Raw genomic sequence first — 22086 nt, 5'->3', positions numbered from 1 at the left:
ACCGTGCTTTTTATCACAATGGCCGGATCAGACGATAAGACACGGAGACAGAAGAATGAGTGACCGTCCTTGGCTGAAAGCATATCCAGAGGGAGTTCCTGCGGACATCGATGCGTCCCAGTATCCATCGCTGGTGGCCTTGATGGAGGAGGCATTTGCCAAGCATGCCGACAAGGTGGCCTATTCCTTCATGGGCAAGGAGTTGACCTTCGCCCAGGTCGATGCGCAGAGCAAGCTCTTTGCCGCCTATCTGCAAAGCCTGGGGCTGCAGCGCGGCGACCGTGTTGCGCTGATGATGCCCAATATTCCCCAGTATCCGGTGGCCGTGGCCGGGGTGCTGCGTGCCGGCTATGTGCTGGTCAACGTCAACCCGCTCTACACGGCGCGCGAGCTCGAGCATCAGCTCAAGGATTCGGGCGCCAAGGCCATCGTCATCATCGAGAACTTCGCCAAGACGCTGCAGGACGGCATGCATGGCAGCGCCGTGCAGCACATCGTGCTCTGCGCCATGGGCGACGAGCTGGGGCTTCTGAAGGGCATGCTGGTCAATTACGTGGTGCGCTCCGTCAAGAAGCTGGTGCCGCCCTTCAGCCTGCCCGGTGCCGTGCGCTTCAAGGACGCACTGGCCAAGGGTCGCGGTGCGACCTTGAACGCGCCGGTGCTCAAGGCCGACGACATGGCGCTGCTGCAATACACGGGCGGCACCACGGGCGTGAGCAAGGGTGCCGTGCTGCTGCACAGGAACATCATCGCCAACGTGCTGCAGTCCGAAGCCTGGAACGAGCCCGCCATGAAGAAGGTGCCGGCCGGTGAACAGCCCACCAGCATCTGTGCGCTGCCGCTCTATCACATCTTCGCGTTCACGGTGAACATGATGCTGGCCATGCGTACCGGCGGCAAGACCGTGCTGATCCCCAATCCGCGCGATCTCAAGGCCACGCTCAAGGAGCTGTCCAGGCACCGTTTCCACAGCTTTCCGGCCGTGAACACCTTGTTCAACGGACTGGCCAACCACCCCGACTTCGGCACCGTGGACTGGAGCCATCTCAAGGTCTCGGTGGGCGGCGGCATGGCCGTGCAGAGTGCTGTGGCCGAGCTGTGGCTCAAGAAGACCGGCTGCCCCATCTGCGAGGGCTACGGCCTCTCGGAAACCAGTCCTTCGGTGACCTGCAACCCGGTCACGGCCACGGCTTACTCGGGCACCATCGGCGTGCCCCTGCCCAGCACCTATGTGAAGCTGGTCGGCAGTGACGGCCAGGACGTGAACGAGCCCGGCCAGCCCGGCGAAGTCGCCGTGCTGGGCCCCCAGGTCATGGCCGGCTATTGGCAGCGCCCCGACGAGACTGCCAAGGTCATGACGGCCGATGGCTACTTCCTCACCGGCGACATCGGCACCATGGACGAGCGAGGCTTTGTGAAGATCGTGGACCGCAAAAAGGACATGGTCATCGTCAGCGGCTTCAATGTCTACCCCAACGAGGTCGAGGACGTGGTCTCCAACTGCCCCGGCGTGCTGGAATGCGCGGTGGTCGGCGTGCCCGACGAGAAATCCGGTGAGGCCATCAAGCTCGTCGTCGTCAAGAAAGATCCGGCACTGACCGAGCAGGCCATTCGCGATTACTGCCAAGCCAATCTGACCGGCTACAAGCGTCCGCGCCACATCGTCTTTCGCACCGATCTACCCAAGACGCCCGTGGGCAAGATCCTGCGCAGGGAGCTGCGCGACGCCTGAGAGTTTTCATCTTGTCCTTCAAGGCGAGTTCACAGGAGCGCTTGGCGCTCCTTTTTTTGCGCCTTTTTTCAGCTCGCTGCCTGTGCTGGCCGGGGCGAAACGTCATGCCCAAACCGGTCTCCACCGCACCGACAAGGAAATGTGCTTGTTGATATCGGGCAAGTCTTCTTATAATTGTTTCGCCAAATGAACCTGGTTTTATTAGTAAAACAAAAGGCAGATCGCTTTTTGTGTTCACCAACGGTTTCAGGAGAGACATATGAGCGAGATCGCACAAGACAACAGCGCCCGTACTTGGGATCGCCCCGAGGGCTCCAGCTTTGAAGACTGGATGAGCACACGCATTGCACGCTTTGCCACGCGCAAGTACGACTTCGATGCCCTGAAGTTCCAGGCCGACTTTGATCCTAAATACCGCCGCGGCCAGATGCGTTACATCGGCACGGGCGGCACGGGCGTGGCCTCCGACAGCAACACCATTCCGTCGGAAAACTTCACCTTCTCCACCATGGTGATTCCTGCCGGCCATGAAGGCCCTTCGCATCTGCACACCGATGTGGAAGAAGTGTTCTTCGTGATGCGCGGCAAGCTCAAGCTGGTGCTGGAAAAGGACGGCGAGCGTTTCGAGACCATCCTGACCGATCGCGATGTGGTTTCGGTGCCGCCCGGCGTGTACCGCGAAGAGATCAATGTCGGTGATGAAGATGCGCTGATGTGCGTGATGCTGGGTGCCAAAAAGCCCGTCACCCCGACCTATCCGCCCGAGCATCCTCTGGCCAAGATCAAGCGCTGAGCTTTGTCATGCACGAGGATTTGCTGTCGCTGAAACTGCAGCTGCTGCAGACCGGTTTTCCCGAGCGACTGGTGAAGCTTCCCCAGGGCGTCCAGGTCGCCTGGCGCGAGGCAGGCGACGCCAGCTCCGACTTCGCGGTGGTGCTGCTGCATGGCATCAGCTCCGGGGCCGCATCCTGGCTGGATGTGGCGCTGCAGCTGGCTGACAAAGTGCGTGTCCTGGCCTGGGATGCCCCCGGTTATGGCGTGTCGACGCCGCTGGTCCAATCGGCGCCTGCCGATGCCGACTATGCGCATGCGCTGGCCCAGTCGCTGCTGGTGCTGGGCGTGCGGCGCTGCATCCTGGTCGGGCACTCGCTGGGCGCCCTGATGGCAGCCAGGCTGGCGCTGATGGCCGCGCCGGGACTGGTCGAGCAACTGGTGCTCATCAGCCCGGCGGGCGGCTACGGCGCGACGGCCAAGGCCGAGCAGCAGGCCAAGGTGCGCGAGGGTCGTCTGGCTTCGCTGGCCGAGAAGGGGGTCGCGGGTCTGGCGGCCGTCATCGATCAGCGCCTGGTGTCCTCCGAGGCTCCTGAAGCCGTGCGTGCATGGGTGCGCTGGAATACGGCACGCATGCAGCCGCAGGGCTATGCGCAGGCGGTCGAGCTGCTATGCGGCAGCGATCTGGCACAGGCACAGGGCAGGCTGGGCATGCCGGTCGAGGTTTGGGTCGGCGAGCACGATGTGGTGACCACACCTGCAGCCTGCAAGTCCTGGTCCGAACTGCTGGGCGCGCACTACGGTACGCTTGCGGCTGCCGGTCATGCTTCACCCGTGGAACAACCAATGGAGGTCGCGCATAGGCTGGCATCTTTGTTGAACCAAAGCTATTGCCCCAATACCAGCTGATTGCTATGAGCGAAACCCCTGAGATTTCAACCAACGAACAAGATCGTTACACCGTGCCAGCCCTGGATCGAGGACTGCGCCTGCTGGCCTGCTTTGGTCCGGAGCAGCCGGTCTGGAGTGCGCCCGAGCTGGCGCGCAGCCTCGAGCTGCCGCGCTCCACGGTGTTTCGCATGTTGACCACGCTTGAAAGCTCGGGGTATCTGCAGCGCAGCGGAACCGAATACCGGCTCGGTCTGGCCGTGCTGCGCCTAGGTTATGACTATCTGTCCACCCAGCCGCTGGCGCAACTGGCCGAGCCTGTGTTGCAGGCCTTGTGTGATGAGCTGGGCATGACCAGCAATCTTGCATTGCGCGACGGCACTTCCGTGGTCTATGTGGCACGCGTCACTCCGTCCGGAGCATTCCAGGGTGCGGTGCGCGTGGGTTCGCGTCTGCCGGCGCATGCGACGGTGCTTGGGCGAGCCCTGCTGCATGACATGGATGGCGTGCAGCTGCGCTCGGTGTTTGGCGGCGAGGAACTGCCCCAGTTCTCCGAGAGCACGCCGCGCAACGTCGACGAGCTGCTGCGCCTGCTGGCCGAGGATCGCGAGCGCGGCTATGCCATGGGAGAGGGCTTTTACGAGCCTGGCGTTTCCAGTATTGCAGCGCCGGTGCGCGCCGCAGACGGGCAGGTGGTTGCGGGGCTGGGTATGGCCATTCCGTTTACCGAGCTGGGGCCCGAAAAAACCCAGCTCTGGGTGCAGAAGGTGCTGGAGGCGGCAGAGACTCTGTCGGCTCATTTGCGCCAGCAGCACCCGGACCATTTGCGCTGACCCAGATCACGCCGGGCCAGCGCATTTTTCAGGAGTCTAGAGATGAAAAATATTGCTTTGATTGGCTGCGGCGCGATTGGCTCCAGTGTTCTGGAGCTTTTGAGCGGAGATACCCGGTTGCAGGTGGGCTGGGTACTGGTTCCCGAGATCACGCCAGCCGTGCGCGAGACGGCTGCCCGCCTGGCGCCACAGGCGCAGCTGCTGCAGGCCTTGCCCAGCGATGCGGTGCCGGATCTGCTGGTGGAATGCGCAGGCCATGCCGCCATTGAGGAGCATGTGCTGCCGGCGCTGGCGCGTGGCATTCCTGCGGTCATCGCATCCATAGGCGCCTTGAGCGCACCGGGCATGGCCGAGCGTGTACAGGCTGCGGCCGAGGCCGGCAACACGCAGGCCCAGCTGTTGTCGGGCGCCATCGGCGGCATTGATGCCCTGGCTGCGGCGCGTGTCGGCGGCCTGGAGACGGTGGTCTACACGGGCCGCAAGCCGCCCAAGGCCTGGAGCGGTACCCCGGCCGAGCAGGTCTGCGACCTGGACAGCCTGACCGAGGCCTTCTGCATCTTCGAGGGATCGGCGCGCGAGGCCGCGCAGCTCTATCCCAAGAATGCGAATGTGGCGGCCACCTTGTCGCTGGCCGGACTGGGGCTGGACAAGACCATGGTGCGTCTGTTTGCCGATCCTGGCGTTCACGAGAACGTGCACCAGGTCGAGGCCCGAGGCGCCTTCGGCGCCATGGAGTTGACCATGCGCGGCAAGCCGCTGGCGGCCAACCCCAAGACATCGGCGCTGACGGTGTACAGCGTCGTGCGCTCGGTACTCAACAACGTGGCGCCGCTGGCCATCTGATCAGGCGCCAGGCCAGGGGTGCCATGCGCGCCACCGGCCCTGGCACCTCTCTTGCTTGTTGCTGAAACCTGCACGCAGACCTCTCCCACATCAGCATGGTGTCACGCCTGTGCGAATCTTTCCTTGCGCATCATCAAACAGGGCGCGCATCGAACCTCGGCCGGCTTGACATCTCCATCCTCTGGAACCCTCATGCAACGCTCCGACTTTCTCAAATCCTGCCTGGCGCTGGCCAGCGTCCTGGCTCTGCCCGTCGCCCATGCGGCGACTGCCACCGAGCAGCTTTCCGCCGCGCAGTTCACCGTCATCGCGCCTTTCCCCGCCGGCGGTCCTGTGGACATCCTGGCGCGCATTGTGGCGACCGGCCTGACCGAGCATTACAAGCAGGCCGCCATCGTCGATAACCGTCCCGGCGCCAGCGGCAATATCGGCATCGACATGGTCAAGCGCGCCAAGCCCGACGGCCATACGCTGCTGGTCGTGCCTCAGGGCAATCTGACCATCAACCCGACGCTGATGCCCAAGCTGCCCTACAGCGTGTTCGGCGACTTCGTGCCCGTGGCTTCCATGGGGCGCACGGCCAATGTCATTGCGGTCAATCCGCAGGTGCCGGCCAAGTCGGTTCAGGAGCTGGTGGCGCTGTCCAAGGCCAAGCCCAACTCCATCAGCTACGCTTCGCCCGGCGTGGGCTCCAGCCTGCATCTGGCCGGCGAGCTGTTCAAGGACAAGTCGGGCGCGGACATCATGCATGTGGCCTACAAAGGCTCGGCCCAGGGCGTGACCGATGTGCTGGGCGGCACCATTCCCATGATCGTGGCCAATCTGCCCACCGTGCTGCCACATTTGCAGTCGGGCAAGCTGCGCGCTCTGGCCGTGACCGATGGTTCGCGCTCGGGCTTTTTGCCCAATGTGCCGACCCTGGCCGAAGCTGGCGTGCCGGGGATTGCCATTTCCTCCTGGTATGGCGTGCTGGCTCCGAAGAACACGCCTGCAGAGGTGGTCAAGCAACTGGGCGAGGATATCGACAAGATTCTGAAGACCCCGGCAGCACTGAACCAGCTCAAGGCACAGGGGATGACGCCCTGGGTGGTCAAGGGCGAGGCCTTCGGCGAGTTGATCCGCAAGGAAACCGGACTCTGGGCGCCCATCATCAAAAGTCATGAGATCGAGGCGCAGTAAGCCCTCGTGCTCTAATCGCGCCTCTTGCGCATCCCCCAAAAGCGGCTTGGTGCCGCTTTTGTGCTTTCCTTGTACTTTCTTTTGTGCTTTCACCAGGGCCGCCCGGCCCATGTTCCGGAGTATCCCCATCCATGACGCTTGCCATTCTCAGCGCTCTTGCCGAAGAACAACACGGCCTGGTCGACGCCATGCAGGACATGCAATGCCTGCGCCATGCCGGGCGCGACTTCTGGCTGGGCCGACTGCATGGTCACGAGGTGGTGTGCGCGCTGTCGGGCATCGGCAAGGTGGCCGCTGCCACCACCACCGCCGCGCTGATCGAGCGCTTCGGCGTGCGCGGCATTCTGTTCACCGGCGTGGCGGGCGGCATCGGCGCGGATGTGAACGTGGGCGATGTGGTGATCGCCCGGAGCTTTGTGCAGCATGACATGGATGCCTCGCCGATCTTTCCGCGCTGGCAATTGCCCGGCTATGGCCGCAGCACCCTGGCCTGCGACGAGGCGGCGACGGACCGGCTGGCGCAGGCCGCCGACTCGGCGGTTCGTTCCGGCATCGCGGCTTCGTATGCTTCGGCCCGCGTGCATCAGGGACTGATTGCCAGCGGCGATCAGTTTGTCAGTTCGCGCCAGGCCAGCGCGCAGCTGAGAACCGATCTGGAGGCCGCCGGCCACGCCGTGCTGGCCGTGGAGATGGAGGGCGCTGCCGTGGCCCAGACCTGCCTGGATTACGGCACGCCTTTTGCCGCGATGCGCACCATCTCGGACCGGGCGGACGACAGTGCGCATGTGGATTTTTCGGATTTTGTGCGCACGGTGGCAAGCCGCTACGCGCAGTGCGTGGTGCTGGACTTTCTGCGCCTGACGCCTGCGAAGGAAAGAGTTGTTTGCTAGCTTATTGATAGCTTTTACCGCTTGTTAAGCATGGCTTTCATGATGTTTCAAATCTAAGTTCTGTTATTGACATGCGCTAGAAGCTATCAATGTTGATGAACTTCGATCTGGCCTGCACACAGTTGCAGACTGGATACCTTTTGTTGCCTCGTTTTCCTTTCAACCGCGCTTGTCGCGGTTTTTTTACGCCCATGTGTCGCTGTGGGGTGGGGACTACGGGTTTCTCCGGGTATTGACTCAAAACAAGGCTCACTAAACTGCAGGCTTGTTTCAAGAAAAAAGTGTCATTTCATATTTGAAACAAACAAGGTTTAAGATGACCCTCAACACCATGCCTTCCACCGGTCAGCTCGCTGGGCGCCGGATTCTTGTGACCGGCGCTGCGCGCGGCCTGGGTTTTGCTTTTGCGCAGACGCTGTGCCAGCAGGGGGCGCAGCTTGTGATGGCCGATCTGCGCGCCGAGTTGCTGAGCGAAGCCGTTGCCAAGCTGCGCGCCATGGGCTTCGAGGCTCACGGCGTCGCCTTTGATGCAAGCAACCCGGATTCCATCGAGCAGTGCGCACAGCAGGCCGTGCAGACCCTCGGCGGTCTGGATGGCCTGGTCAACAACGCGGCCGTGACGGACTCCGGCGGCAAGGGCATGGACGACATCGCCCTGGAAAAGTGGGATCAGGTGATGAACGTCAATGTGCGCGGCGTCTGGCTGATGACCCGTGCCTGCCGTGCGGCGCTCAAGGACAGCGGGCGCGGAGCCATCGTCAATCTGGCTTCCGACACCGCCATGTGGGGCGCTCCCAACCTGATGGCCTATGTGGCCAGCAAGGGCGCCGTGATGGCCATGACGCGTTCCATGGCTCGCGAGCTGGGCGCGGATGCCATCACCATCAATGCCGTGGCGCCGGGCCTGGTGCTGGTCGAGGCCACCGAGTACGTGCCCGAGCATCGCCATCGCCTCTACATCGACCAGCGCGCGCTGCAGCGCGAGCAGGGCCCCGAGGATGTGTCGGGTGCCGTTTCCTATCTGTTGTCGGACGGTGCGCGCTTTGTGACGGGGCAGGTCCTGCCCGTCAACGGCGGCTTCGTCTTGAATTGATATGAATTGCCCCCTGAGTCGCTGCGCGCCTTCCCCCAAGGGGGACGACAGCCTCGCTGCGGGGCGGCCCTTGCTTGCTGTCTCTGGCGACGGAAACGGTGCATGCAGCGGGGGCGCTTCAAGCTTGGGTGCAACAAGCTGGAATGAACCGAAAGTTGGATATGTCTGCTTCCACTATTCCTGAAGATGCGGGTGGCGCGCCGGACGGCGGCTCCGACAAGTACATGGTGCCGGCGCTGGAGCGCGGTCTGCGCCTGCTGCAGGAGTTCGGCCGCGACAACGCCACGCTGGGCGCGCCCGAGCTGGCGCGTCGCCTGCAGCTGCCGCGCGCCACGGTGTTCCGCATGCTCAACACGCTGGAGAGCATGGGCTTTTTGCAGCGCGCCGAGGGCGGCAACGACTACCGGCTGGGCCTGTCAGTGTTGCGCCTGGGCTTCGAGTTCCTGTCCTCCATGGACCTGACCGAGCTGGGCCAGCCCGTGATCGCGCGCTTGTGCGAGGAAATCCGCTTCCCCTGCAACATCGTGGTGCGCGACGGCCGCTCCATTGTCTATGTGGCCAAGGTCACACCGCCGACACCGCTGACCAGCTCGGTGCGCGTGGGCACGCGGTTGCCCGCCCATGCCACGCTGCTGGGTCGCATTCTGCTGGCCGATCTGTCGCTGCCAGAGCTGCGAGCCCTCTATCCCGAAGAGCAGCTGGAAGGCCATTCGCCCAATACGCCCAAGACCGTGATCGAGCTCTTCGACCTGGTTCAGTCCGATCGCGGGCGTGGCCATGTGGCCGGTGCGGGCTTCTACGAAAGCTCGATCTCCACCATCGCCGCGCCCGTGCGCGACCACAGCGGCCGCGTCATCGCGGCCCTGGGTGTGACTCTGGCCTCGGCCCAGATCGACCCCGGGCGCCAGACGGAGCTGGTGCCGCGCGTCTGCGCGGCGGCCGACGAACTGTCGGAGCTGCTCAACTACCGGCCGCAGTCCAGCGCGCAGGTTCTGTCCATCACTTCAAGGCGCGCAGGAGGCGGCCATGCATGATTTCAAACTCGACGCCACGGCCGTCGTCACCGGCGGTTCTTCGGGCATAGGCCTGGCCACCGTGGAGCTGTTGCTGGCCCAGGGAGCCCGCGTGGCCCTGTGCGGCCGCAACCCCGAGCGTCTGGAGCAGGCCGTCAAGCAGCTGCTGGAGCGCCACCCCGAGGCTTGCGAGCGCCTGTTCGCCCAGGCCTGCGACGTGCTCGATGCCGGGCAGGTGCAGCAGTTCGCCCGCGCCAGCGAAGCGGCTCTGGGCCCGGCTTCCATCCTCATCAACAACGCCGGTCAGGGCCGCGTTTCCACCTTCGAGAACACCAGTGATGAAGCCTGGACCGAGGAGCTGCACCTGAAGTTCTTCTCGGTGCTGCATCCCACGCGCGCCTTTCTGCCCCAGCTTGAGCGCGGCACGGAGTCTGCGATTGTCTGCGTGAACTCGCTGCTGGCCTCCCAGCCGGAGCCGCATATGGTTGCGACCTCGGCGGCGCGCGCCGGCCTCAAGAACCTGGTGCGCTCCATGGCCACCGAGTTCGCCCCCAAGGGTGTGCGCGTCAACGGCATCCTGGTCGGCCTGATCGAGTCCGGCCAGTGGCGCCGCCGCTTCGATGCCCGCGAGGACCGCAGCCAGACCTGGGAGCAGTGGAGCGCCGATCTGGCCCGCAAGAAGTCCATTCCACTGGGTCGCCTGGGCTCACCCGCTGAAGCCGCCCGCGCCATTTTCTACCTCGCCACGCCCTTGTCGTCATACACGACCGGCAGCCATATCGATGTCTCCGGTGGCCTTTCGAGATATGCGTAGCACCCCCTGTGCGGCTTGCGCCGCTTCCCCCTCTCTCGCTACGCGGGAGGGGGGCGTACGGGCAGCCGGCGACGCCCTCGCTGCGGGGCGGCGGGGCCGCCTAGGCCCTTGCTTGGCCTCCCGTGCATGAGGCGCGCCGGCTTCGACCACTAACGAAATTCAGACCAGAACATGACATCCACCGCAAACCAAATCACCGTCGGCGCCGTCGTTGCCGAATTCCTCGAGCACTGCGACGTGAAGGCCGCCTTCGGGGTGATCTCCATCCACAACATGCCCATCCTCGACGCGATGTTTGCCCGCGGCAAGGTGCGCTTCGTGATGGCGCGCGGCGAGGCCGGCGCCGGCAATATGGCCGATGCCTGCGCGCGCTCCACCTCCAGTCTGGGCGTGTGCATCACCAGCACCGGGCCGGCTTCGGGCAATATCGCCGGCAGCCTGGTGGAGGCCTATACGGCCGGCACGCCGCTCTTGCACATCACGGGCCAGATCGAGACCCAGTACCTGGACAAGAAGCTGTCGTACATCCACGAGGCGCCGGACCAGCTGACCATGCTGAAGTCCGTCTCCAAGGCCGCTTTCCGCGTGCTGAGCGCCGAGACCTGCCTGTCCACGCTCAAGGCCGCGGTGCAGACCGCGATGACCGCTCCCACGGGCCCGGTCAGTGTGGAGATTCCTATCGACATCCAGCAGGCGCTGATAGCCATGCCCGCCGATCTGTCGCCCCTGCCGGTGGCCGTGCTGGCTCCCGGCGAGGCCGCGCTCGACGCGCTGGCCGACCAACTGGCCAAGGCCAGGCGCCCGCTGCTGTGGCTGGGCGGCGGCGCCCGCCATGCCGGCGCTGCCGTGCAGCGTCTGAAGGCCCTGGGCTTCGGCATCGTGAGCACCGGCCAGGGCCGTGGCATCGTGCCCGAAGACGACCCCGCATCCCTGGGCGCCTACAACATCCAGAAGCCCGTCGAAGCCTTCTACCAGCGCTGCGACGCCATGCTGGCCGTGGGCACGCGCCTGCGCAGCAACGAGACGCTGAAGTACGAACTCAAGCTGCCGCGCCCGCTGCTGCGCATCGATGTGGACGCCGCCCAGCAAGGCCGCTGCTATATGGATGACGGCTTTGTCTGCGGCGACTCGGCGCTGGCCCTGAGCGGCCTGGCCGACCGCCTGGAAGCGCGCGGTTACAAGGCCGACCCCGAGCTGCTGGCCGACCTGCGCCAGGTGCACGACGAAGTCGTGGCCACCATGCGCGACGGCCTGGGCCCTTACAGCGCCCTGGTGCAGCAGCTGCAGCAGGCCGTGGGCCGCAACTTCAACTGGGTGCGCGACGTGACCGTCTCCAACAGCACCTGGGGCAACCGCGAACTGCGTTTCTTCGCTCCCAACGCCGGCGTGCACGCCACGGGCGGCGGCATCGGCATGGGCATGCCCATGGCCATCGGTGCGGCCATCGGCGCGGCCGAAAGCGGCTCGGGTCGCAAGACCCTGGGCCTGGCCGGCGACGGCGGCTTCATCCTGAACCTGGGCGAGCTTGCCACCCTGGTGCAGGAAGAGTGCGACACCATGATCGTGCTGATGAACGACCAGCGCTATGGCGTGATCCAGAACATCCAGGACGCCTCTTACGGCGGCCGCCGCTGCTATGTGGAGCTGCATACGCCCGACTACGCCCAGCTGTGCGCGTCCATCAAGCTGCCCCATGCCCGCGTGAGCCATCTCGACGAGCTGCCCGCGGTGCTGGAAGACGCCTGGGGCAAGAAGGGGCCCTTCCTGCTCGAGATCGACATGCGCGCCATCGGCAGCTTCAAGACCACGTTCTCGGGCCCTCCGGTGAACAAGCTGGACCAGATCCCGGCCACCACCAAGGCTCAGTGAGCCAGCACGACCAGCAAGAACGAAAGAGCTTCACGATGTCGAACCTAGAACTGCTCCCCATCAATATCGGCGGCGAATGGCGTCTTGGCGGCGGCGACGAGTCCGCCACGCTCTACCCCGCGACCGGCGAGGTGGTGGGCCGCCTGCGCGCCCCCAGCCTGGCCGATGTGCAAGAGGCCATCGAGAAGGCCGACCATGCCTTCCGAACCAGCGGCTGGGCCCAGAAGAAGCCCCATGAGCGCGCCGCCGTGCTGCATCGCGTGGCCCAGCTGATCCGCGAGCGTGCCGAGCCGCTGGCCCAGTTGCAGCGCCTGGACAACGGCAAGCCCATCAGCGAGACGCGCGCGCTGGTAGCCAGCGCTGCCGGCACCTTCCAGTTCTTCGCCGCAGCCTGCGAGACCATGGAAGAGACCATCACGCCGTCGCGTGGCGACTTCATGACCATGAGCGTCTATGAGCCCATGGGCGTGGTCGCGGCCATCACGCCGTGGAACTCGCCCATCGCCAGCGAGGCGCAAAAGCTCGCTCCCGCGCTGGCGGCCGGCAATGCCGTGGTCGTCAAGCCCGCCGAAGCCACGCCGCTGCTGGCGCTGGAGCTGGCCCGGATCTGCGAGGAAGCGGGTGTTCCGAAGGGCATCGTCAGCGTGCTGCCCGGCCGCGGTTCGGTGATTGGCGACGCCATCACCAAGCACCCGCTGGTCAAGCGCGTGTCCTTCACGGGCGGCACCTCCACGGGCAAGCACATCGCCCGCATCGCTGCCGACAAGATGATGCCCGTCTCTCTGGAGCTGGGCGGCAAGTCGGCCACCATGGTGCTGGAAGACGCCGACCTCGACCATGCCGTCAACGGCGTGCTCTACGGCATCTTCAGCTCCTCGGGCGAATCCTGCATTGCCGGTTCGCGCCTGTTCGTGGCACGCAAGCTCTATGGCGACTTCATGGAGCGCCTCACGGCCAAGGCCGCCGCGCTACGCGTGGGCGATCCGGCCGACGAGCGCACCCAGATGGGGCCGCTGATCACCGCCAAGCACCGCGAATCCATCGAGAGCTATGTGCAGCTGGGCCTGTCCGAAGGCGGCAGGCTGCGCACCGGCGGCCACCGCCCCGAGGGCGCGCTGTACGAGCGCGGCTACTACTACCGCCCGACCATCCTTGAAGGCGTAAGCAACACCGACCAGATCTGCCAGCAGGAAATCTTCGGCCCTGTGCTGGTGGCCATGCCCTTCGATGACGAAGAGGCCTTGCTCGAGCAGGCCAACGACAGCGTCTACGCGCTGGCCGCCGGCATCTGGACGCGCGACTACAAGGCCGCATGGCGCATAGGCCGCGCGGTGCAGGCCGGCACCGTGTGGATCAACACCTACAAGCAGTTCTCCATCTCCACGCCCTTCGGCGGCTGGCGCGACAGCGGCCTGGGGCGCGAGAAGGGGCGGTTGGGAATACAGCAGTACATGGAGCAGAAAAGCATGTACTGGGGTTTGAACGAGAGCCCCATCGCTTGGGCGAATTGAAGGAGCACGACATGAGCGTACTGGGCATTGACGAAATCAGCTACGGCGCCGACGACCTGGCGGCCTGCCGCCAGTTCTTTCTCGACTGGGGCCTCAGCCTGGCCGAGGAGCAGGCCGACCGGCTGGTGTTCGAGACACTGAACGGCTGCCGTGTGATCGTGGCCGCCACCGAGCATCCCGATCTGCCGCCCGCCATCGAGCCCGGCCCCACGCTGCGCGAAGTGGTCTGGGGAGTGGAAAGCGAAGCCGACCTGGCGCTTTACGAAGCCCGTATTGCGCAGCTGCCGGGCTTTGTGAAGCAGGGTGGCCCGAACGGCGGACGTATCGGCTGCACCGACCCCAACGGCCTGGCCGTGCGCCTGCAGCTCACGCAAAAGCGCGATGTGCAGATGCAAAGCGCCGAGTACAACACCTGGGACCGCAAGGGCCGAATCAACCAGGCCAGCCCGGCCTATGAACGCGCCCAGCCTATCGAGGTCGGCCATGTGGTGTTCTTCGTCAAGGATGTGCAGGCCTGCGAGCGCTTCTATGTGGAGAACTTCGGCTTCGCGGCCTCGGACCGCTACCCCGAGCGCGGCGCCTTTCTGCGCACCGCGCCCGATGGCGGCCACCACGACATCTTCCTGCTGCAGCGCCCGGACAAGCATGCCGGTCTGAACCACGTGGCCTTCACGGTGCGAGACATCCACGAGGTCTTCGGCGGCGGCATGCACATCTCGCGCTGCGGCTGGGACACCCAGCTCGGCCCGGGTCGCCACCCCGTGTCCTCGGCCTATTTCTGGTACTTCAAGAATCCGGCCGGTGCCCTGGTCGAGTACTACGCCGACGAGGACCAGCTCACGGCCGAATGGCAGCCGCGCGAGTTCGAACCCGGTCCGACAGTGTTCGCCGAATGGGCCATCGACGGCGGCCTGGACGGCAACACCCGGCGGCAGAAGGGCGTGGGCGCTGCCGACGGCAAGTTCCTGACAGACAAGAAATGAAACACCCTCTGAGTCGCTTCGCGCCTTCCCCCGTGTGCACGGCGCCCTCTCTCGCTTCGCGGGAGGGGGACAACACCCTCGCTGCGGGGCGGTGCGGCCGGCTCAGGCCCTTGCTCGGTGTCTCTGATGTGAGCGAATTCTCCAGATCCTCTGGCTGGCTAGAGGCTTAACCACAACCCCACGGGCTAATTTCATGAAAAACATTCGTCGCCAGGTAGTTATCGCTGCTGCATTGCTGGCTGCAGCCCAGATGTCCGGTTCCGCGCTGGCGCAAGCCTATCCGAGCAAGCCCATCACCATCGTCGTGGCCTATCCGGCCGGCGGCGATACCGATGCCATGGCACGCCTGTATGCCGAGAAGCTGGGCCAGCGACTGGGCCAGCCCGTGGTGGTGGACAACCGGCCCGGTGCCAGCGGCACCATCGGCACCGTGCATGTGGCCAAGGCCGCGCCCGACGGCTACACCTTGCTGCTGGCACCCAATACCTTTGCCATCGCCCAGTTCGTGCTCAAGACCAATGCGGGTTCGAGCTACGACGTGCTCGGCGGCTTCACGCCCATCGTGCAGACCAGCGTGCAGCCCATGTTCGTGGCCGCCAGCCAGGGCTCGGGCATCAAGGACATCAAGACCCTGGCGAGCCAGGGCAAGCGCGACGGCCTGACCTATGCCAGCCCCGGCAGCGGCTCGCCCATGCACATCCTGGGCGAGATGTTCAACAAGGCCGCAGGCACCAAGCTGTCCCACATTCCCTACAAGGGCGTGGCGCCCGCAGTCAACGACCTGATCGGCGGCCATGTGCCCACGACCTTCATGACCTGGGGCCCCATCGCGCCCTACGCAGGCGGCAAGGTCAATGTGCTGGCCGTGGCCGATGCACAGCGCAGTCCGCTGGCACCGAATGTGCCCACGCTGGCCGAGCAGGGCGTCAAGGACGTGGAAGTGTCGGCCTGGCAAGGCCTGTTCGGTCCCAAGGGCATGAAGCCCGAGACCGTCAAGCTGCTGAACACCCATCTCAATGAAATTCTGAAGATGCCCGATGTGGTCAGCAAGATGGCGGCCTTCGGCGCTTTGCCTGCAGGCGGCGAGCCGGCACGTCTGGAAAAGACCAACGCTGCCGACTACAACCGCTTCGGCAAGCTGATCAAGGACCTGGATATCCGGGCTGATTGAATGACCTACCCCCTGAGTCGCTTCGCGCCTTCCCGTTGCACGGCGCCCCCAAGGGGGACGACACCCTCGGTGTGGCGCGGTGCAGCTGACCCGGACCCTTCCTCGGTGTCCCTGGGGTCGGGCTGTGGCAGTTTGACGCGCTGCGCTCCGGGCAATGAAACCGAACCACGATTCAAGACAGTTTTCGAAGGAGAGAACCATGGCCGCTGATCGATATCTCGAGCCGCATCAGGCGCGCGAGCGCGCCTCCACCCTGTTTGAGGACCTGCTGGGCGACTCCATTGAGCGTGCCTTTGGCGAGGGCGTGCAGACGCTGCCCGAACTGGTGGCCTACATCAACCGCAGCGGCCCCGCCGGCGAGAACGGCGAGCCCTGGACCGAAGACAGCTTCCAGGCCCTGATGGCACGTCTGGGCTATTGAGACAGAACAGGACAGGAGTACTCCATGAACGTACAAACCATCACCATCGATCCGGTGGACCGTCTGCTCAACACGGGTCTGAAGAACCTCTGGTATGCAGTCTGCCCTTCGGATTTCGTCAAGACCGAGCCCGTCTCCTTGCGCCGCTTCGGCCGCAAGATCGCGCTGTGGCGCGATGCCGCCGGCCAGGTCCATGCACTGGAAGACCACTGCCCGCACCGCGGCGCGCCGCTGTCCCAGGGCGTGATCCTGGGCGACCGCCTGGCCTGCCCCTACCACGGCGTGGAAGTGCGCTGCGACGGCACGGTGACCAAGGTGCCCGGCAGCCCCGGCTGCAAGCTCGAAGGCTCGCGCGCCGCGCTGGCCTTCCATGTGCGCGAGATGCATGGCGCAATCTTTCTCTACAACAGCGACAAGCATGTGGACGAGGCTCCCGAGTTCAGCCTGCCCGAGGAGCTGAGCTCTGCCGAGTACTCGAACTTCCTGTGCTATGCCGAGTGGCGCAGCGACTACCGCTATGCACTGGACAACGTCATGGATCCCATGCACGGAACCTTCCTGCACAAGCAGTCGCACTCCATGGCCGAGGGCGACAGCAAGGCCAGCTTCCAGGTGCGTGACACCGATCACGGCTTTGTGTTCGAGAAGGTCGGCCAGCGCGGCGTGAACTTCGACTGGACCGAATACGGCGAAACCGGCGTGCAGTGGATGCGCCTGGAGATTCCCTATCCCAAGACCGGCGGCCCCGGCGGCAACTTCGCCATCGTCGCCTGCGTCACGCCCATCAGCGCCGATCTGTGCGCAGTGTTCTTCTGGCGTGCGCGCAAGGTGCAGGGCTGGATGCGCGACACCTGGCGCTTCCTCTACCGCAACCGCCTCGAGGCGCGCCACTGGGCCGTGCTGGAGCAGGACCGCATCATGATGGAGCAGATGGAAGCCGACGCCAACGAGCGCGAGAACCTCTACCAGCACGACATCGGCCTGGTGCGCCTGCGTCGTCACCTGCGCCGCCAGGCCCAGGAACAGATTGACGAAGGCATCGCATCATGAGCAACAGCTTGCAGGCCTTTGTGCACACGCTGCGCTTCGAGGCCCAGGACACCATCAGCGTGGAGCTGCGCCCGGTCGATGGCGGCGAGTTTCCGGCTTTCACGGCCGGCTCGCACATCGATCTGCACCTGCCCAACGGGCTGGTGCGCAGCTATTCCCTGTCCAACGACAGCAGCGAGCGCCACCGCTACGTGGTCGGTGTGCTGCGTGACCGCGCCAGCCGCGGTGGCTCGCGCTGCGTGCACGAGTCGCTGCGCGTGGGCATGCCCATCACCATCTCCGAGCCGCGCAACCACTTCGCGCTCGACGAGACGGCGACGCATTCGGTGCTGGTGGCCGGCGGCATCGGCATCACGCCCATGCTGTGCATGGCACGCCGCTTGAAGAGCCTGGGGCATTCGTTCGAGATGCTGTACTTTGCGCGCGAGCGCAAGAGCGCGGCCTTTCTGGAGGAACTGCAGGCATTGGGCATGCCGCTGCAGCTGCATTTCGATGCGGAAGCGGGCGGCCCGCCCGATCTGCGGGCATTGCTGGCGCAGCGCGCACCCGATGCGGGCCTGCACCACTACTCCTGCGGTCCGACGCCCATGCTCGACGCCTTCGAGAAGTTCTGCGCCGAGCTCGGTCACGCCAACGCCCACATCGAGCGCTTCACGCCGGTGGAGGTCAAGGCATCGTCCGATGCGCGCAGCAACTACACGGTGGAGCTCAAGCGCAGCGGCCGCTTCATCGAGATCACGCCCGACAAGTCCTTGCTGGACACGTTGCTGGACGCTGGTATCGATGTGGACCACAGCTGCTGCGAAGGCGTCTGCGGCTCCTGCGAGACCCGCGTGCTCGAAGGGGTGCCCGACCACCGCGACTCGGTGCTCAGCCCCAAGGAGCGCGCCGCCAACAAGGTCATGATGGTCTGCGTCTCCGGCTGCAAGAGCGAGCGCCTGGTCCTGGACATATGACGCCCCCTGAGTCGCTTCGCGCTTTCTCCCTCTCTATATCCGCTTTGCGGGAGAGGGGGACGGCACCCTCGGCGCGGGGCTGCGCGGCAGGCCCGCGCCCTCATCGGTGTCCCTGAGTTGGACCTTGCTGGATTGACGAGCAAGGCCCTGGGCTAGCAACTGAAGACAAACCACCACCCCTAGAGGAGATAAACCATGAAATCCATCCATACGCCGGCCCTCGGCGTGGCGCTAGCCTGCCTGGCGTCTTTGCCCGGCGCGGCTTTTGCGCAGTCCAAGGTCGAGCTTTTCGGAGTCGTCGACGTCGGCGTTGCCCATCTGGGCGGCTCTGGAGCCTCCAAGACCGGCCTTTCCACAGGCGGTGCCAACATCAGCCGCCTGGGCTTTCGAGGCACAGAGGATCTGGGCGGGGGCCTGAAGGCGGGATTCTGGCTGGAGGCCGGCCTGGATGTGGACAGCGGCGCCGGCAAGGCCTCGGGCGGCGGTCTGAGCTTCAACCGTCGCTCCACAGTCAGCCTGATGGGAGACTGGGGCGAGGTGCGCCTGGGGCGCGATGATTCGGCGACCTTTCTGAACACGCTGATCTTCGATCCCTTCCTGACCAACGGCGTGGGCGGCACCGGTGCCTTCACCATGCTGGGTATTCCGGGCGTTCCCTCGACCGGCGGTGCGCCCATACAGATCAGCAATGCAGTGAGCTATTTCCTGCCCCAGAACCTGGGTGGCTTCTACGGCCAGGCTCAGCTGGCATTCGGCGAGCAGCCCAGCGGCGCCCCCAACAAGCGCGAGGGTGACTACCGTGGCCTGCGCCTGGGTTATCGCCAGGGCGCTTTCAACGGCGCGCTGGCCACGGGCCGCCTCTATGGCAACACCAGCGACACCAATCTGACGGCGAACAATGTAGGCCTGTCCTACGACTTCGGGGTCGCCAAGCCCATGCTGTTGTGGGCCTCGGAAAAGCGCGGCGGCACCAAGATCACGGCCGTGCAATTGGGCGTGACCGCTCCCGTGGGCAATGGCGAGGCCCGAGCCTCCTTCGGCCACTACAACCTGTCCGGCAGCAATGCGGACTGGAACAAGATCAGCGTGGGCTATGGCTACAACCTCTCCAAGCGCACCCAGGTCTACGGCACTTATGCCTTCCTGAAGAACAAGGGCTCGGCGGCGAAGTCCATCGGCGTGCAGGGGCTGAGCGCTCCAGGCACCACGCCGGGCGGCAACGCGAACGGCCTGGAACTGGGCATCCGCCACTTCTTCTGATCCTGCCCCGCAGGGCCGGCATGGGCCGGCCACGGGGTTTCGGCAGCAGCAGGGCTGCCGTACCGCGCGCCCGCCAGGACGTGCGCCCTGGCGGGGCCGGCGGGTGCCGGTCCCGGCTTTTTTCTCTCTCAACGCTAGCCGGACTCCTATCATGAAAGACTCACGCTCGTTGCGCTGGTGGGGCGTGGTCACGCTGTTCGTGATCGTCGCCATTTCCTACGTGGATCGGATCAATATCTCGGTCCTCATCACCGATCACGACTTTCTGTCGCATATCGGCCTCACGCCCGACGACCGAACGCGTCAGGGCCTGCTGGCCACGGCCTTCATGGTCGGCTACGGTGTTTCGTCCTTTGTGCTCACGCCGTTCTGTGCGGCGCTGTTCGGCGTGCGCCGCAGCCTGTTTGCCGGTTTGCTGCTATGGGGTGTGGTGACCTTTCTGTCGCCGGCCATGAACAGCTACGGGCTGCTGCTGGCATCGCGCATTCTGCTGGGTGTGTCCGAGGGGCCGCTGTTCTCGCTGGCCGGCAGCTACATCAAGGCGCATTTCGAGAGCCGCGAGAACGGCAAACCCAACTCCCTGGTCAATATGGGCACCGGACTGGGCCTGGCGGTGGGCTATCCCTTCGTCGGCTACCTGGTCGTGGGCCACAACTGGGAAACCTCCTTCCATGTGCTGGGCCTGATCAACGTGCTGCTGGGCGTTCCGCTGGTCTGGGCCTTTGTGCGCATGCCCAAGGTGGACACCGGCATGCCCAAGCCCCAGTCGCTGGGCGAGGCCGTGGGCCAGGTCGGCCAGATCGTGCGCGGTGCCATGCATACGCGCTATCTGTGGCTGATCACCATTCTCACGGCGGCTTTTCTGTCCTATCTCTGGGGCAGCAGCAACTGGCTGCCCGCCTATCTCAAGGAGTCGCGCGGCTTTTCCATGCGCGAGATGGGCTGGCTGGCTTCGCTGCCGCAATACGCGAGCGTGGCGGCGGTCTTCGTCGGCGGCATGATCATCGACCGCATCGCGCGCCGGCAGGTGCCGCTGATCTTTGTCTTCGGCAGCCTCGGCGTGGCGATTGCCGTGTGGCTGGCCATCCATATGGAAGACCGCTATGCGGCAGCCTATTGCCTGATTGCCGCCAACTTCTGCTGGGGGCTGATGAGCCCGGCCATTCCGAGCACCGTGCAGCATTGCGCGCGGCCCGAGCATGTGGCCAGTGCCTATGGCGTGGTCAACGGCGCGGGCAGCCTGGTCGCGGGCTTCATGCCGGCCATCATGGGTGCGGTGATAGGCGCGCTGTCGGCCCGCGGCGGCGTGGGTGCGGGATTCTTCGCGGGCTTTGCTGCGCTGATAGGCACGCAGGTGATCGTGATGCTGTGCGGCATCGTGCTCTGGGTGCGCGAGCGCAGCGCCGAAGCGCAGTCATCGTGATGCGCTTGCAAAAAAGGAGCGCCTGGCGCTCATTTTTTATGGGTTTCAGCATCTTTGGAGTCTGAGATGACCGTCAGTCAGGCGTAAACAGCTCCTTTTTTGACGGGAAACGCCTTGAACCTGGTGCGGCGCATCTGAGTAGACACCGAGCAAGGGCTGCCCCAGCAAGGGCTGCCCCAGCAAAGGCTGCCCCAGCAAATGTGTCGTCCCCCTTGTGGGGCGCCGTGCAACGGAAAGGCGCGTAGCGCCACAGGGGGCTATTTCAACCAGCCGCGTTTGCGGAAGTACAGCATGGGGCCGACGGCGCTGAGAATCATCAGGGCGACCACGTAGCCGTAGCCGAATTCCCATTCCAGCTCGGGCATGAACTTGAAGTTCATGCCGTAGACGCTGGCAATCAGCGTGGGCGGCAGCAAGGCCACGCTGGCCACCGAGAAGATCTTGATGATCTTGTTCTGATTGATGTTGATGAAGCCGACCGTGGCGTCCATCAGGAAGTTGATCTTGTCGAACAGAAAGGCGGTGTGACTGTCCAGCGACTCGATGTCGCGCAGGATCTGGCGCGCCTCCTCGAACTGCTCGGCATTGAGCATCTTGGAGCGCATCAGAAAGCTCACGGCGCGGCGCGTGTCCATGACGTTGCGGCGGATGCGGCCGTTCAAGTCTTCCTGGCGGGCGATCGCGCCCAGCACTTCCTTGGCCATCTCGTCGGTCACATCGCCGGACAGCACCATCTTGCTGGCTTTTTCCAGGTCGTCGTAAATGCGCTCCAGCGTATCGGCCGAGTATTCGGCGTCGGCGTCAAACAGCTTGAGCAGCACATCCTTGGCATCGTCGATCAAGCCGGGCGCACGGCGCGCCCGCATGCGCAGCAGGCGAAAGACAGGCACATCCTCGTCATGGATGGAGAACAGCACGCCATGGCTGCGCAGCGCTGCGTTGTGCTGGTTGACGATGAAGGCCACGCGCACCGAGCGGGGGTCTTCGTCGTCGTCGATCAGAAAGTCGCTGCGGATATGCAGCTCGCCATTGTCTTCTTCGTAAAAACGCGCCGACTCCTCGATATCGTCGTCCATCGCATCTTCGGGGATGGACAGCTCGTAGTGCTGCTTGATCCAGCGCTTTTCTTCGAGGGTTGGCGATTCCAGGTCGACCCAGACGGGGCGAAAGCGTTCAAGGTCTGCCAGGGACTCGATTTCTTCCTGAACGAGTCGACCATTGGCTAGCGTAAAGATGTTGAGCATCAGCTCACTCCCGGTTGTTCTTGAGGTTCTGCAGGGATCAGGGCGCTTTCAACCCCCACAGTCTTCACCGGGAGCTGAAAGCTACCAACTAGGGTAGGTTTCCACGGATGTCTTTCAATAATTCGAAGCGAGTGATTATGCT

The 22086-nt window shown here is 64.6% G+C and carries 20 protein-coding genes; 19 read left to right on the top strand and 1 reads right to left on the bottom strand.

Annotated elements, in window-relative coordinates:
- The first annotated feature begins 55 nt into the window (after nt 1–55).
- From NOX35_RS25685 to NOX35_RS25595, 19 genes are all read left to right on the top strand, one after another.
- The gene (locus NOX35_RS25685) at nt 56–1732 is read left to right on the top strand and encodes a long-chain-fatty-acid--CoA ligase (RefSeq protein ID WP_256495184.1); all 1677 of its coding nucleotides are present in this window, start codon (nt 56–58) and stop codon (nt 1730–1732) included.
- A gap of 259 nt (nt 1733–1991) precedes the next feature.
- Nucleotides 1992–2525 (top strand): cupin domain-containing protein, encoded by a 534-nt coding sequence (locus NOX35_RS25680; protein ID WP_003072476.1) that lies wholly within the window; start codon nt 1992–1994, stop codon nt 2523–2525.
- Between the two features lie 8 nt (nt 2526–2533).
- Nucleotides 2534–3412, top strand: a complete 879-nt coding sequence (locus tag NOX35_RS25675) for an alpha/beta fold hydrolase (RefSeq protein WP_256495181.1) — start codon at nt 2534–2536, stop codon at nt 3410–3412.
- A gap of 5 nt (nt 3413–3417) precedes the next feature.
- Nucleotides 3418–4224, top strand: coding sequence for an IclR family transcriptional regulator (locus NOX35_RS25670; RefSeq protein WP_256495180.1), 807 nt, complete (start codon nt 3418–3420; stop codon nt 4222–4224).
- A 42-nt stretch (nt 4225–4266) separates the two neighbouring features.
- On the top strand, nt 4267–5067 hold the full coding sequence (locus NOX35_RS25665) for an aspartate dehydrogenase (RefSeq protein WP_003072481.1): 801 nt from the start codon (nt 4267–4269) through the stop codon (nt 5065–5067).
- Between the two features lie 192 nt (nt 5068–5259).
- On the top strand, nt 5260–6246 hold the full coding sequence (locus tag NOX35_RS25660; RefSeq protein WP_256495179.1) for a tripartite tricarboxylate transporter substrate binding protein: 987 nt from the start codon (nt 5260–5262) through the stop codon (nt 6244–6246).
- 131 nt (nt 6247–6377) lie between these two features.
- Nucleotides 6378–7136, top strand: a complete 759-nt coding sequence (locus NOX35_RS25655; RefSeq protein WP_182284977.1) for a 5'-methylthioadenosine/adenosylhomocysteine nucleosidase — start codon at nt 6378–6380, stop codon at nt 7134–7136.
- Between the two features lie 316 nt (nt 7137–7452).
- Nucleotides 7453–8229: an SDR family oxidoreductase gene (locus NOX35_RS25650; RefSeq protein WP_256495176.1), complete on the top strand. Its 777-nt coding sequence runs from the start codon at nt 7453–7455 to the stop codon at nt 8227–8229.
- Nucleotides 8230–8390: 161 nt separating this feature from the next.
- Entirely contained in the window at nt 8391–9263 is an 873-nt protein-coding gene (locus NOX35_RS25645; RefSeq protein ID WP_256495174.1) for an IclR family transcriptional regulator, read from the top strand.
- Entirely contained in the window at nt 9256–10056 is an 801-nt protein-coding gene (locus NOX35_RS25640) for an SDR family oxidoreductase (protein WP_256495173.1), read from the top strand. Before NOX35_RS25645 ends, NOX35_RS25640 begins: the two co-directional genes overlap by 8 nt.
- Nucleotides 10057–10227: 171 nt before the next feature.
- Nucleotides 10228–11925 carry a thiamine pyrophosphate-binding protein gene (locus NOX35_RS25635; protein ID WP_182284973.1) on the top strand — a complete coding sequence of 566 codons (1698 nt, stop codon included), beginning with the start codon at nt 10228–10230 and terminating at the stop codon, nt 11923–11925.
- 35 nt (nt 11926–11960) lie between these two features.
- Nucleotides 11961–13436: an aldehyde dehydrogenase gene (locus NOX35_RS25630; RefSeq protein WP_182284972.1), complete on the top strand. Its 1476-nt coding sequence runs from the start codon at nt 11961–11963 to the stop codon at nt 13434–13436.
- A gap of 11 nt (nt 13437–13447) precedes the next feature.
- Nucleotides 13448–14419, top strand: a complete 972-nt coding sequence (locus NOX35_RS25625; protein ID WP_182284971.1) for a VOC family protein — start codon at nt 13448–13450, stop codon at nt 14417–14419.
- 193 nt (nt 14420–14612) lie between these two features.
- The gene (locus tag NOX35_RS25620; RefSeq protein WP_019044147.1) at nt 14613–15590 is read left to right on the top strand and encodes a tripartite tricarboxylate transporter substrate binding protein; all 978 of its coding nucleotides are present in this window, start codon (nt 14613–14615) and stop codon (nt 15588–15590) included.
- A gap of 199 nt (nt 15591–15789) precedes the next feature.
- Complete coding sequence (locus NOX35_RS25615) at nt 15790–16011, top strand: recombinase-like helix-turn-helix domain-containing protein (RefSeq protein ID WP_003060438.1); 222 nt, start codon at nt 15790–15792, stop codon at nt 16009–16011.
- Nucleotides 16012–16035: 24 nt separating this feature from the next.
- Nucleotides 16036–17061, top strand: a complete 1026-nt coding sequence (locus NOX35_RS25610) for an aromatic ring-hydroxylating dioxygenase subunit alpha (RefSeq protein WP_182284970.1) — start codon at nt 16036–16038, stop codon at nt 17059–17061.
- On the top strand, nt 17058–18017 hold the full coding sequence (locus NOX35_RS25605; protein ID WP_182284969.1) for a PDR/VanB family oxidoreductase: 960 nt from the start codon (nt 17058–17060) through the stop codon (nt 18015–18017). The genes NOX35_RS25610 and NOX35_RS25605 overlap by 4 nt, the downstream gene beginning before the upstream one ends.
- 195 nt (nt 18018–18212) lie before the next feature.
- A complete protein-coding gene (locus NOX35_RS25600) occupies nt 18213–19277 on the top strand; it encodes a porin (protein WP_182284968.1) in 1065 nt (354 codons plus the stop codon).
- 151 nt (nt 19278–19428) lie between these two features.
- Entirely contained in the window at nt 19429–20700 is a 1272-nt protein-coding gene (locus NOX35_RS25595) for an MFS transporter (protein ID WP_182284967.1), read from the top strand.
- 257 nt (nt 20701–20957) lie between these two features.
- Here NOX35_RS25595 and corA read toward each other — a convergent pair whose 3' ends face one another.
- Complete coding sequence (gene corA / locus NOX35_RS25590) at nt 20958–21944, bottom strand: magnesium/cobalt transporter CorA (protein WP_034350790.1); 987 nt, start codon at nt 21942–21944, stop codon at nt 20958–20960.
- Between the last annotated feature and the right edge of the window lie 142 nt (nt 21945–22086).

It is taken from the genome of Comamonas sp. C11 (assembly GCF_024496285.1).
In the GTDB taxonomy this organism is placed as follows: Bacteria; Pseudomonadota; Gammaproteobacteria; order Burkholderiales; family Burkholderiaceae_C; genus Comamonas; species Comamonas testosteroni_F.
This window is presented reverse-complemented; position numbering and strand designations above follow the sequence as displayed.

Excerpts from the sequence above, each read along its gene's own strand:
- NOX35_RS25685 (WP_256495184.1), top strand. The coding sequence starts at position 56 with ATGAGTGACCGTCCTTGGCTGAAAGCATATCCAGAGGGAGTTCCTGCG.
- NOX35_RS25680 (WP_003072476.1), top strand. The coding sequence starts at position 1,992 with ATGAGCGAGATCGCACAAGACAACAGCGCCCGTACTTGGGATCGCCCC.
- NOX35_RS25675 (WP_256495181.1), top strand. The coding sequence starts at position 2,534 with ATGCACGAGGATTTGCTGTCGCTGAAACTGCAGCTGCTGCAGACCGGT.
- NOX35_RS25670 (WP_256495180.1), top strand. The coding sequence starts at position 3,418 with ATGAGCGAAACCCCTGAGATTTCAACCAACGAACAAGATCGTTACACC.
- NOX35_RS25665 (WP_003072481.1), top strand. The coding sequence starts at position 4,267 with ATGAAAAATATTGCTTTGATTGGCTGCGGCGCGATTGGCTCCAGTGTT.
- NOX35_RS25660 (WP_256495179.1), top strand. The coding sequence starts at position 5,260 with ATGCAACGCTCCGACTTTCTCAAATCCTGCCTGGCGCTGGCCAGCGTC.
- NOX35_RS25655 (WP_182284977.1), top strand. The coding sequence starts at position 6,378 with ATGACGCTTGCCATTCTCAGCGCTCTTGCCGAAGAACAACACGGCCTG.
- NOX35_RS25650 (WP_256495176.1), top strand. The coding sequence starts at position 7,453 with ATGACCCTCAACACCATGCCTTCCACCGGTCAGCTCGCTGGGCGCCGG.
- NOX35_RS25645 (WP_256495174.1), top strand. The coding sequence starts at position 8,391 with ATGTCTGCTTCCACTATTCCTGAAGATGCGGGTGGCGCGCCGGACGGC.
- NOX35_RS25640 (WP_256495173.1), top strand. The coding sequence starts at position 9,256 with ATGCATGATTTCAAACTCGACGCCACGGCCGTCGTCACCGGCGGTTCT.
- NOX35_RS25635 (WP_182284973.1), top strand. The coding sequence starts at position 10,228 with ATGACATCCACCGCAAACCAAATCACCGTCGGCGCCGTCGTTGCCGAA.
- NOX35_RS25630 (WP_182284972.1), top strand. The coding sequence starts at position 11,961 with ATGTCGAACCTAGAACTGCTCCCCATCAATATCGGCGGCGAATGGCGT.
- NOX35_RS25625 (WP_182284971.1), top strand. The coding sequence starts at position 13,448 with ATGAGCGTACTGGGCATTGACGAAATCAGCTACGGCGCCGACGACCTG.
- NOX35_RS25620 (WP_019044147.1), top strand. The coding sequence starts at position 14,613 with ATGAAAAACATTCGTCGCCAGGTAGTTATCGCTGCTGCATTGCTGGCT.
- NOX35_RS25615 (WP_003060438.1), top strand. The coding sequence starts at position 15,790 with ATGGCCGCTGATCGATATCTCGAGCCGCATCAGGCGCGCGAGCGCGCC.
- NOX35_RS25610 (WP_182284970.1), top strand. The coding sequence starts at position 16,036 with ATGAACGTACAAACCATCACCATCGATCCGGTGGACCGTCTGCTCAAC.
- NOX35_RS25605 (WP_182284969.1), top strand. The coding sequence starts at position 17,058 with ATGAGCAACAGCTTGCAGGCCTTTGTGCACACGCTGCGCTTCGAGGCC.
- NOX35_RS25600 (WP_182284968.1), top strand. The coding sequence starts at position 18,213 with ATGAAATCCATCCATACGCCGGCCCTCGGCGTGGCGCTAGCCTGCCTG.
- NOX35_RS25595 (WP_182284967.1), top strand. The coding sequence starts at position 19,429 with ATGAAAGACTCACGCTCGTTGCGCTGGTGGGGCGTGGTCACGCTGTTC.
- corA (WP_034350790.1), bottom strand. The coding sequence starts at position 21,944 with ATGCTCAACATCTTTACGCTAGCCAATGGTCGACTCGTTCAGGAAGAA.